The organism is Brevundimonas sediminis, assembly GCF_048799765.1.
Taxonomy (GTDB): domain Bacteria; phylum Pseudomonadota; class Alphaproteobacteria; order Caulobacterales; family Caulobacteraceae; genus Brevundimonas.
The window spans coordinates 50,209-61,196 of the sequence record NZ_JBLYQK010000018.1 but is presented as its reverse complement, the minus strand read 5'-3'; the positions used below and the strand labels follow the sequence as shown (position 1 = coordinate 61,196).

General features: G+C 71.8%; 9 protein-coding genes. All 9 read left to right on the top strand.

Annotation, left to right across the window (positions count from 1 at the left end):
- On the top strand, positions 1–636 hold a 636-nt coding region (locus ACLQ7T_RS11215), incomplete at its 5' end, for a tetratricopeptide repeat protein (RefSeq protein WP_420479508.1).
- Positions 633–1,103: a cytochrome c maturation protein CcmE gene (gene ccmE / locus ACLQ7T_RS11210; RefSeq protein WP_420471835.1), complete on the top strand. Its 471-nt coding sequence runs from the start codon at positions 633–635 to the stop codon at positions 1,101–1,103. The genes ACLQ7T_RS11215 and ccmE, both read left to right, overlap by 4 nt.
- Positions 1,100–3,082, top strand: coding sequence for a heme lyase CcmF/NrfE family subunit (locus ACLQ7T_RS11205; RefSeq protein ID WP_420479507.1), 1,983 nt, complete (start codon positions 1,100–1,102; stop codon positions 3,080–3,082). The genes ccmE and ACLQ7T_RS11205 overlap by 4 nt, the downstream gene beginning before the upstream one ends.
- On the top strand, positions 3,079–3,570 hold the full coding sequence (locus ACLQ7T_RS11200; protein WP_420479506.1) for a cytochrome c-type biogenesis protein: 492 nt from the start codon (positions 3,079–3,081) through the stop codon (positions 3,568–3,570). The genes ACLQ7T_RS11205 and ACLQ7T_RS11200 overlap by 4 nt, the downstream gene beginning before the upstream one ends.
- Positions 3,571–3,682: 112 nt before the next feature.
- On the top strand, positions 3,683–5,227 hold the full coding sequence (locus tag ACLQ7T_RS11195) for a Do family serine endopeptidase (RefSeq protein ID WP_420479505.1): 1,545 nt from the start codon (positions 3,683–3,685) through the stop codon (positions 5,225–5,227).
- A gap of 69 nt (positions 5,228–5,296) precedes the next feature.
- Positions 5,297–5,968, top strand: a complete 672-nt coding sequence (locus ACLQ7T_RS11190) for a response regulator transcription factor (protein WP_420471831.1) — start codon at positions 5,297–5,299, stop codon at positions 5,966–5,968.
- 9 nt (positions 5,969–5,977) lie between these two features.
- Positions 5,978–7,414, top strand: a complete 1,437-nt coding sequence (locus ACLQ7T_RS11185) for a sensor histidine kinase (protein ID WP_420479504.1) — start codon at positions 5,978–5,980, stop codon at positions 7,412–7,414.
- The gene (locus ACLQ7T_RS11180) at positions 7,411–10,317 is read left to right on the top strand and encodes a bifunctional [glutamine synthetase] adenylyltransferase/[glutamine synthetase]-adenylyl-L-tyrosine phosphorylase (RefSeq protein ID WP_420479503.1); all 2,907 of its coding nucleotides are present in this window, start codon (positions 7,411–7,413) and stop codon (positions 10,315–10,317) included. The genes ACLQ7T_RS11185 and ACLQ7T_RS11180 overlap by 4 nt, the downstream gene beginning before the upstream one ends.
- 48 nt (positions 10,318–10,365) lie before the next feature.
- Entirely contained in the window at positions 10,366–10,986 is a 621-nt protein-coding gene (locus ACLQ7T_RS11175; protein WP_420479502.1) for an EF-hand domain-containing protein, read from the top strand.
- Positions 10,987–10,988 lie beyond the last annotated feature (2 nt).

Sequence of the window (10,988 nt, the reverse complement as noted above, 5' to 3'; positions counted from 1 at the left end):
CGGGCCGAGGCGGGGCGCCGGATCCTCGCCGGGCGCCGGGCGCCGGTCACGCTCCGGGCCGGGGCGAAGGACCGGGTGCTGGTGCTGGCCGGAGCGGGCGTCGCCGTGGCCGGGGCGCTGGGCCTGTATCTGCTCGTCGGGACCTCCGGGCTTCCCGACCAGCCGTACGAGCGTCGCATCGACGAATGGGCGACCCTGTCCGACCCGCTGGAGCCCGTACAGATCGCGGCCGTGATCGAGCGGCAGGTGCGGGAGCAGCCCGACAATCCGCAGGCGCTGGCCATGCTGGGCGCGGCTCGCTTCGAGGCCGGCGACGCCATCGGCGCGGCCTCGGCCTTCCGTCGGCTTCTCCAGCTGACCCCCGGGGACGCCCGCGCCTGGGCGCGGCTGGGCGAAAGTCTGGTCCGGGCCAACGGAGGGACCATCGGCGCCGACGCCGAGGCCGCCTTCCTTGAGGCCCTGAAGCTGGACCCCGGACAGCTGGGCGCGCTGTATTTCCTCGGCGAGGCGGCGCTGGCGCGGGGGGATGCGGCCGAGGTCCGTCGCCGCTGGCTGCCCCTGATCGCCGTGCTCGATCCGGCCGATCCCCGCCGGACCGATCTGGAGCGCCGGCTGCCGGCGGGAGGCGCGCAATGAGCTGGTTGCCGAAATCGCCGAAGGCGCGCCGTCGTCTGTGGATCTTCGTCGCCGTGGCGCCGATCCTGGCGCTCGCCGTGGGCCTGTCGCTGTACGCCATGCGCGACAGCGTGACCTTCTTCTTCTCCCCGTCCGAGGCCACCCTTGAGAAGGCGCCGGAGGGGCGGGTGATCCGCCTCGGGGGGCTGGTCGAGACCGGCAGCGTCCGGCGCTCGACGGACGGCGAGGTGGCCTTCGTCGTCACCGACAATCTCGCCTCCACCCGCGTGGTGTATCGCGGCGACCTGCCGGACCTGTTCCGGGAAGGGCAGGGGATCGTCGCCCAGGGCGCCTTCCAGGCCGACCGCTCGTTCCGCGCCACCCAGGTGCTGGCCAAGCACGACGAGAACTACATGCCGCGCGAGGTGCAGGAGAGCCTGAAGGCCAAGGGCGAATGGCGTCCTGAAGCGGGAGGTCCCGCCTCGTGATCGTCGAAACCGGCGCCTTCGCCCTCAGTCTCGCCTTCGCCCTGTCGCTGTTGCAGGCGGTCATCGCCGTCGCCGGACGGGTGCGGCGCAGCCCCGTGCTGGCGGGCGCCGCCAACGGCGCGGCGCTGGCCGCCGCCGGCCTCGTGGCCGTGGCCTTCGCCGCCCTGGTGTTCGCCTTCGCCGTATCCGACTTCTCGGTCGCCAACGTCGCCGCCAACAGCCACACGGCCAAGCCGATGCTCTACAAGGTGGCCGCGGCCTGGGGCAGCCACGAGGGCTCGCTGCTGCTGTGGTGCCTGGTCATGACCGGCTTCGGCGCGGCCCTGGCCCGGGCGCAGAACCTGCCGTTCGGACTGAAGACCTGCGCGGTGGCGACGCAGGGCCTGCTCGGCGCCCTGTTCCTCGCCTTCACCGTCTTCACCTCCAACCCCTTCGCCCGTCTGAACCCCGCGCCGTTCCAGGGGCAGTCCCTGAACCCGCTGCTGCAGGACCCGGCGCTCGCCTTCCATCCGCCGCTGCTCTACTGCGGCTACGTCGGCTTCTCGGTCTGCTTCTCGCTGGCCGTCGCCGCCCTGATCGAGGGGCGGGCGAACGCCAGCTTCTGGCCCGCCTGGGGACGCTGGGTGCGCCCGTGGGCCCTGGCCAGCTGGGCCTTCCTGACCGTCGGCATCCTGCTGGGCAGCTTCTGGGCCTATTATGAGCTGGGCTGGGGCGGCTGGTGGTTCTGGGACCCGGTCGAGAACGCCAGCTTCATGCCCTGGCTGGCGGGCGCGGCCCTGCTGCACAGCGCGGTGGTGACCGAGCGGCGCGGGGCGCTGGCGGGCTGGACCACCTTCCTGGCGCTGCTGGCCTTCACCTTCTCCATGCTGGGCGCCTTCCTCGTGCGCTCCGGCGTGTTGACCAGCGTCCACGCGTTCGCGGTCGATCCCGAGCGGGGGATGATGCTGCTGGCCATCCTCGGCGGGACCGCCGGTCTGGCCTTCGCCCTGTTTGCCTGGCGCGCGCCCCAGCTGAAGGGCGGCGGCCTGTTCGCCCCGGTCAGCCGCGAGGGCGCGCTGGTGATCAACAACCTGTTCCTCACCGCCGCGGCGGCCACGGTGCTGCTGGGCACCCTGTATCCGCTGATCCTGGAGGCGGCGTCGGGCGCGGCCATCTCGGTCGGACCGCCCTACTTCAACCTGACCTTCGTGCCGCTGATGGCGGTGGCCCTGATCATCCTGCCGGCCGGACCGCTGCTGGCATGGAAGCGCGGCGATGCGAGGGGCGCGGCCCAGAGGCTGGCCGTGGCGGCCGGTCTGACGGTGGTGTTCGCCCTGCTGGCCTTCGCCGTGTTCGAGCCCCGCAAGGCCCTGTCGGCGGCGGGCATCGGCATGGGGAGCTGGCTGATCCTCGGCGCCCTGGCCGAGACGGCGGAGCGCACCCGTCTGTTCCGGGCGCCGCTGGCCGAGACCCTGCGCCGGGCGAGGGGGCTGCCTCTGGGCGCCTGGGGCATGACCCTGGCTCACGCGGGGCTGGGCGTCTTCGTGCTGGGAGCGGTGGTCGAGACCGGCTACCGCGTCGAGGCGGCGCGGCCGCTGGCGATCGGCGAGACCCTCCAGGCCGGAAAGTGGTCCGTCTCCCTGGACGACGTCCGCGTCGTCGAGGGGCCGAACTATCTGGCCGAGCAGGGCCGGCTTGTCGTCTCCGTCCCCGGCGGGCGCAGCCGCACCGTCACGGCCGAGCGCCGCTTCTTCCCCGCGGGCGGCCAGACGACGACCGAGGTCGGGCTCGACTTCCGGGGGCTGGACGACGTCTATGTCGTGCTGGGCGAACGCGCCCAGGCGATGGACGGCGCGCCCGCGTGGAATGTCCGCGTCTGGTGGAACCCCTGGGCCCGGCTGATCTTCCTCGGGCCGTTGATCATGGCGCTGGGCGGGGTCCTCTCCCTGCTGGATCGCCGCTTGCGTCTTGCCGTCAGTGGACGGAAGGTTTCAGCATGAAACGCGTGCTTCTGATCGCTGTCGCGGCCGTCGGTCTGGTCGCGGCCGAGCCGGCCCCGGCGCCCGACCGTCCGCTGCCCGACGCCGCCCAGGAAGCCCGGGCGAAGCGGCTGTTCGCCGACATCCGCTGCGTGGTCTGTCAGCACGAGGCCATCGCCGACAGCCCGGCCGGGCTGGCCGCGGATATGCGGGGGCTGGTCCGCGAACAGATCGCCGCCGGCCGCACCGATCAGGCCATCCGCGAGGACCTGGTCCGTCGGTACGGCGACTTTGTCCTGTTCACCCCGCCGGTGCGCGCGGGCACCTGGCTGTTGTGGTTCGGGCCGTTCTTCGTGGTGCTGATCGCCGGGGTGGGCCTGCTGGTCTTCGCCCTGCGCCGCCGGGTCGAGGTTCCGGCCCTGTCGCCCGAGGAGGAGGCCCGGCTGGCCGATATTCTGCTGGAAGGGCAGCTTCGCCGCGATCCTGACGCAAAGCGGTCCGACGACTGACGCGGGGCAGGAGCCAAGTTCGCGCCGTGGCGTTGGTGAGACTCGCAAACGCCCTATATTCATCGCCGTAACGGGCGCATCCGTCGCCCGGTGAGAGGATCGACGACCGCCTATGATGAAGCGCAAGGAATTCATGCTCGGGGCCGTCGCCGGCCTGGCCTTCGCCGCCGCCGCGACCGCGGGCGGGGTGATCGACTGGCCGACGGCCAACGCCGGACCGGTCGCGGGAGTCTCGGGCCGTCTGGCCCCCAGCGCCGGCGCCGCCGGCCTGGCGTTCGCCCCGCCGCAGGGCGCGCCCCTCAGCTTCGCCGACATCTTCCAGCAGGTCGCCCCGGCGGTCGTGCAGATCGATGTGAAGACCCGGGTGCAGCAGCCCCGCGGCGGCTTCATCCAGATTCCGGGCCTCGGCGCGGTTCCGGTTCAGCCGCCCGGCGGACAGGACCAGGGCGAGGACGACGAGGGCGCCACCGCCATGGGGTCCGGCTCGGGCTTCTTCATCTCGGCGGACGGTTTCATCGTCACCAACAACCACGTCGTCGCCGACGCCGTGGAGATCACCGTCCGTCTGGCGGACTCGCGCGAAATGACCGCCCGCGTCGTGGGACGGGACGAGTCGACCGACCTGGCTGTGCTCAAGGTCGACGGTTCGGACTTCCCCTATGTGAGCTTCGAGGAAACCGCCCAGCCCCGCGTGGGTGACTGGGTCATCGCCGTGGGCAACCCCTTCGGCCTGGGCGGCACCGCCACGGCGGGCATCGTTTCGGCCCAGGGACGCAACCAGCTCGACAACTCGACGCCCTACACCGACTACATCCAGATCGACGCGGCCATCAACCGGGGCAACTCGGGCGGACCGACTTTCGACATCTATGGTCGGGTCATCGGCGTGAACTCGGCCATCTACTCGCCCTCGGGCGGATCGGTCGGCATCGGCTTCGCCATCCCGGCCTCGGTCGCCAAGCCGATCACCGACCGCCTGATGCGCGGCGAGACGATCGAGCGCGGTTACCTCGGCGTTCAGATCGGCCCGATCGACCGGACGTGGGTGTCCCAACTGGGGCTGCAGAACAGCGACGGCGCCTATGTGAACAGCGTCACGGCCGGTGGTCCGGCGGATCGTGCCGGCCTGCAGGCGGGCGATGTGGTGCTGACGCTCAACGGCGAGAAGGTGCGCGACTCAAACGACCTGACCCGTCGTGTGGGGCAGGCCCGTCCGGGTGACAATCTTCGGCTGGAAATCTGGCGCGACGGCCGCCGGCAGACCCTCAACGTCCGGTCCGGCACCCGCCCGTCGGTCGCCGAGTTGAACGCTGAGGCCGGATCAGCCCCGGGTGCGACCCCTGCGCCAGGCGCGGGTTCCGCAGGCGCGACGGTCGGCGGCCTCAACGTCGCTCCGATGAGCCCGGCCCTGCGTCGTCAGTATGATATTCCGGCCGGGGTGAATGGTGTCGTCATCACCCAGTCGGGGCGCGGCGACAACCGGGCCTATCAGCCCGGCTATGTCATCATGCGGGCCGGGCAGAAGGCCGTGACGTCGGTTGCGGATTTCCAGGCGGCCGTGCAGGCCGCAAGAGCCGCGGGCACGGGCGTGTTCGTTCTGGTCTGGACGCCACAGGGCAATGTTCCGACGGTTCTGGAACTTCCTGAGTCTGAATAAGGCTTAACTGACTTGATCGCCGCCGATGCGCTAACATCGGCGGCGATTTTGCATTCAGGGGCTGATTCCATGCGCATTCTGGTTGTCGAGGACGACGCCGAGGCCGCGACCGCCATGGTCCGGGGACTGACCGAGGCGGGCCACGAGGTGACCCACGCCGTCGACGGCGCCTTCGGCCTGCTGGAGGCCCAGAAGGGCGGCTATGACGTCTATGTCGTGGACCGGATGATGCCGCGCCTCGACGGCGTCGGCATGGTCGAGACCCTGCGCAAGGACGGTGACCAGACCCCGGTCCTGTTCCTGTCCGCCCTGGGCGAGGTCGAGGATCGCGTCACGGGCCTGAAGGCCGGCGCCGACGACTATCTGGTCAAGCCTTACGCCTTCGCCGAGCTGATCGCCCGGGTCGAGGCTCTGTCGCGCCGTCGCGAGACCGGCTCGGTCGCCACCGTGCTGAAGGTCGGCGACCTGGAGATGAACCTGATCGCCCGGACCGTGCATCGCTCGGGCCAGGAGATCGACCTGCAGCCGCGCGAGTTCCAGCTGCTCGAGTTCCTGATGCGCCACGCCGGCCAGTCGGTGACCCGCACCATGCTTCTGGAGAAGGTCTGGGAGTACCATTTCGACCCCCAGACCAACGTCATCGACGTCCACATCAGCCGCCTGCGCGCCAAGATCGACAAGGGTTTCGACAAGGCCATGCTGCAGACGGTGCGCGGGGCGGGATACCGGCTGGAGGCGTAGCGCCTCCAGATGAAGCTGCCGTCCCTCCTTCGCCGCACGCCCTTCCGGCTGACGCTGCTGTTTGTCGCCCTGTTCGCGGCGGCGGCCAGCGCGGTGCTGGCCTATGTCTATGTCGCCTCGGCCAATGAGGCCCGGGCCAAGACCCAGGCGGACGTCACGACCGAATTCGAGGTTCTGACCGGCATCTATCGGGAGCGGGGCAAGGACGCTCTCAATGCGGCCCTGGTCGACCGGACCATCCGCGGCGGACCGTATCTCTATATCCTGATGGACGCGGGGGGCGGGCTGATCACCGGCAACCTGACCGAGTCGCCCATCGCTGTGGTTCCGGCGGATCAGGGCGACGGCGGGACTGTGCCGGTCTGGGAGACCTTCACCTATACCGACAACGACGCCCGCGGCCGGGTGATCCGGCCGCAGTCCCTGGGGGTCCAGGCGCGACTGGCGGGCGGCGAGGTGCTGTTCGTCGGCGAGTCCATGGGCGACACCGAGGCCTATCTGTCGCGCCTGACCCGGGCCCTGTGGGCGGCCATGGGGATCGTGCTGCTGCTTGGGCTGGCCGGCGGTCTTCTGGTCAGCCGCAATCTGGAACGGGCCATGGGACGGCTGAAAACCGTCGTCGCGGCGGTCGAGGACGGGGACCTGAAGGCCCGGGCCAGGGTGCGCAACGGCGGCGACGAGTGGGACGAGCTGGGGCAGGGGCTGAACGGCATGCTCGACCGGCTGGAAGGGTCCATGGCCTCGATCCGCCACGCGGGCGACGCCATCGCCCACGACCTGCGCTCGCCGCTGACCCGGATGCGGGCCAAGCTGGAAGTGGCCCTGATCGACGCTGAGGCGGGCAAGATCGACGGGACCGAGGCGCTGGAGCTGGCCCTGTCCGAGGCCGACGACCTCCTGAAGACCTTCAACACCGTGCTGGCCATCGCCCGGCTGCAGGCGGCGGCGGGGGCGGGACGGGCGCCGGACCCGGCGGTGTTCGACGCCGCCGACCTGGCCGCCGACATGGCCGAGCTTTACGAGCCCGCCAGCGAGGACAAGGGTCTGGAGTTCTCGTCCGAGATCGATCGCGGCCTGATGGTCAACGCCAACCAGCCCTTCCTCGCCCAGGCCCTGGCCAACATCATCGACAACGCCATCAAATACACCCCGGTCGGCGGCGCGGTCATGCTGCGGGCGCGACGGCGCGCCTCGGGCGAGATCGAGTTCTCCGTCACCGACACCGGCCCCGGTGTTCCGGAGGAGGATCGGGAGCGGGTGATCCAGCGCTTCGTCCGCCTGGACAACAGTCGCACCGAGCCCGGGTCGGGCCTGGGGCTGTCGCTGGTCGGCGCGGTGATGGAGGCCCACGGCGGGCGCGTCACCCTGGATGAGGGCCCCGGCGCCTTCGAAGGCTCCGGACCCGGACTGCGCGTGGCGCTGGTGCTGCCGGCGGCCGGGGCATGACGGCGCAGGAGGCGGACTTCGCCCTGCGCCCCTGCGGGCCGGTCGTGGACGCCGACGCCGCCGCCCGGGCGCACGAGCGGCTGTTTGAGGCGGCCGACGCCGGCAACTGGCGCGACACCCTCGAAAGGCGCTGGCCGGCGCTGGAGCCGGTCTTCGCCGCCTCACCCTATCTGTTCGGCATCGCCCGACGCTGGCCGGACCGGCTGCAGGCGCTTCTTGAGCAGGGGCCGGACGCCCGGCTGGCGGAGGTCCTGACGCAGACGGCCGCCCTGTCCGGCGGCGCTGATGATGTCCGGGCGCCGCTGCGGCGGCTGAAGGGCGAACTGCATCTGCTGACGGCGATCGCCGATCTGGGCGGGGTCTGGACCCTGGATCAGGTCACCGGCGCCCTGAGCCGGTTCGCCGATATCTCGGCCCGCGCGGCGCTGGCCGCCGTCGCCCACGACCAGAGGGCGCGCGGCAAGCTGGTGTCGAAGGCGGACGACCGGCGCGGTCCTGTTCCGGGCCTGTTCGGCCTGGCCATGGGCAAGCACGGGGCGGACGAGCTGAACTATTCGTCCGACATCGACATCAGCCTGTTCTGGTCGCCGGAAATCGTCGCGGGAGCCCTGACCGAGGGCGTCGAACCGCAACGGTTCCTGGACCGGCTGGCCCACGCCTTCGCCACCCTGATGCAGGAGCGGACGGGGGACGGCTATGTCTTCCGCGTCGACCTGCGACTGCGGCCCGATCCGTCCTCGACCCCGCCGGTGGTCGCGGTGCCGTTCGCCCTGACCTACTACGAAGGCGTCGGCCAGAACTGGGAGCGGGCGGCCTTCATCAAGGCGCGGGCCATGCTGGGAGACATCCGCGAGGGCAAGGCCTTCCTGAAGGCTCTGACGCCCTTCATCTGGCGGCGCAGTCTGGACTATCCGGCCATCCTCGACATCCAGTCGATCAAGCGACAGATCCATGTCCACAAGACCGGCGAGGGCCTTGAGGCGGCCGGCGCCAATCTGAAGCTGGGCCGGGGCGGCATTCGCGAGATCGAGTTCTTCGCCCAGACCCAGCAACTGATCCTCGGCGGCCGGAACGCGAAGCTTCGGACGCCCCGGACCGTGGAGGCCCTCGCGGCGCTTCGGGACGCCGGTCATATCACGCCGGAGGTCTGCGAGGCCCTGACCGCGGCCTACGTCGACCTGCGCGGGCTGGAGCACCGGATCCAGATGCTGGACGACGAGCAGACGCACAGCCTGCCGGTCGACCCCGCCCGACGGACCGCCGTCGCGGTCCTGGCCGGGGAGGGGGCGCTGGCCGCTTTCGACGCGCGCGTCGAGGCGCTGCTGGTCGGGGTCAACCAGCGCTACGGCGAGCTGTTCGAGGATGAGGAGGCGCTGTCGTCGCCTTACGGGTCGCTGGTGTTCACCGGCGTCGAGAACGATCCGGAGACGCTGGAGACCCTGGCGCGCATGGGGTTCTCCGAGCCCGCCAACGTCGCCGACACCATCCGCAGCTGGCACCACGGGCGAATTCCGGCGACGCGGACCGCGCGCGGACGGGAGTTGTTCACCCGGCTGGCGCCCCGTCTGCTGACGGCTCTGGCGGACACAGGGGCGGCGGACGACGCCTTCCGGCGCTTCGCGGTCTTCTTCTCGGGGCTCAGCGCCGGGGTGCAGGTGCAGGCGCTGTTCCTGGCCCAGCCGAGGTTGTTCGAGCTGATCGTCGGGGTGATGGCCTTCGCCCCGCGTCTGGCCAGGGCGCTCGGACGCTACCCGGCGGCGCTGGACAGCATGCTGGACGCCCGCTTCACCCGCGATCTGGGCGAGGACACCGGACTGACCGAGCAGATGCTGGCCGAGGCGGAGGCGGCGCCGGACTTCGAGGCGGCGATGAATGCGGTGCGCCGCCTGCACCGCGACCAGATGTTCCGGATCGGCCTGCAGATCCTGACGGGGCGGGCCGGGGCGGAGACGGCCGGCCGGGCCCTCACCGCCCTCGCCGACGCGGCCATGTCGGCTTTGGGGCCGGCGGCGCTGGCCGAGGCCGAGCGTCAGGGCGGCGCCCTGCCCGGCGGTCGGGTGGCCGTGGTCGCCCTCGGCAAGGCCGGTTCGCGGGAGATGCGCGCCAGCTCGGATCTGGACCTGATCACCCTCTACGAGGCCGCGCCCGACGTGGTGTCGGAGGTCCGGGGCTGGGCCGCTGGGCCCTTCTACTCCCGCTTCACCCAGCGGCTGATCGCGGCCCTGTCCGCCCATACGGCCGAGGGCGGTCTTTACGAGGTGGACATGCGGTTGCGGCCCGGCGCGGCCAAGGGGCCGGTCTCGCTGCGCCTCTCGGCCCTCAAGGACTACTACGCCACCGAGGCCGACACCTGGGAGTTCATGGCCCTGACGCGGGCCCGCGTGGTGTGGGCGGATCACGCGGGCTTCGCCGCCGAGGTCACGGCCGCGCTGGAGTCCATCCTGCGTCGACCCCGGCCGGGGGTGGACGTCGCCGGCGACGCTCGCCGCATGCGGGACCTGATGGCGCGGGAACGTCCCGGACGCGGCGCCTGGGACCTGAAGCTGGCGCCGGGGGGGCAGGTCGACGCCGAGTTTGTCGCCCAGGTCGGCCAACTGCAGGCCGCCGCCATCGGCGAACCGCTGACCGTTTCCACCCTGCAGGCCCTGGCGACGGAGCCCGAACTGGCCGAGGCCTGGCGGCTGCAGCAGGCGCTGGGCCAGGTGCTGGCGGCGGCCTTCGATGAGCCGGGCGACCCGTCGAGCGAGCCGGACGGGTTCCGCCGCCGGTTGGCCGCGGCCGCCGGATGCGAGGATTTCGAGGCCCTGACCGCCCGGCTGGAGACGGTTCGCGCGGCCGCGCGGGCGGCCTTCGAGGCCGCGCTGCCCGCGCCGGCGACGGAGAAGGGGGCGGGGCGCGTTTGATCTCCTGACAGGGATGCACAAGGCCGGAACGGCCATGGAGATCATCGAATGAGAAAGACCCTGGTGATTGGCGGCGTCGCCGCCCTGACCCTCGCAGCGGCGACGGGCGTGGCCCTTGCCCAGCAGCCCGCGCCCCACGCGGGTGAACGCCATGCCGCGCGCGGCGACGCCGACGGCGACGGCCGCATCGGCCGGGCCGAATTCCTCAGCCGTCTGGACCGGCTGACCGCCGCGGATGCGAACGGCGACGGCGCCGTGTCCCGCGACGAGATGCGCGCCCAGGCGGTCGCCCGGCGGCAGGCCGGGGCCGAGGCCCGCTTCGCCCGCCTCGACGCGAACCATGACGGCGCCCTGAGCCGCGAGGAATTCATGGCCCGTGAGGCGCGTCAGGGGCGACCCGACGGTGCGCGCGGCGGCCATGGCCGTCACGGCGCCCGCAAGGCCGGCTTCGAGCGGCGCGGCGACGGCGAGCGCGGTCCGGTTCAGATCGCCGAGGCGCGGACCCGGATGGAGCAGGCTTTCACCCGTCTCGACACGGACAACGACGGCTTCCTGACCGAGGCCGAGCGTCGGGCCGGGGCGTCGCAGGCCCGGGAGCATCGCCGCGAGCGGATGATGGCGCGGCGCGCCGCACAACAGGCGTCGCCTCCGGCGACCGCTTCGGAGTAAGG

Coding starts and splice junctions, on each gene's coding strand:
- ccmE (WP_420471835.1), top strand. CDS start 633: ATGAGCTGGTTGCCGAAATCGCCGAAGGCGCGCCGTCGTCTGTGGATC.
- ACLQ7T_RS11200 (WP_420479506.1), top strand. CDS start 3,079: ATGAAACGCGTGCTTCTGATCGCTGTCGCGGCCGTCGGTCTGGTCGCG.
- ACLQ7T_RS11195 (WP_420479505.1), top strand. CDS start 3,683: ATGATGAAGCGCAAGGAATTCATGCTCGGGGCCGTCGCCGGCCTGGCC.
- ACLQ7T_RS11190 (WP_420471831.1), top strand. CDS start 5,297: ATGCGCATTCTGGTTGTCGAGGACGACGCCGAGGCCGCGACCGCCATG.
- ACLQ7T_RS11185 (WP_420479504.1), top strand. CDS start 5,978: ATGAAGCTGCCGTCCCTCCTTCGCCGCACGCCCTTCCGGCTGACGCTG.
- ACLQ7T_RS11180 (WP_420479503.1), top strand. CDS start 7,411: ATGACGGCGCAGGAGGCGGACTTCGCCCTGCGCCCCTGCGGGCCGGTC.
- ACLQ7T_RS11175 (WP_420479502.1), top strand. CDS start 10,366: ATGAGAAAGACCCTGGTGATTGGCGGCGTCGCCGCCCTGACCCTCGCA.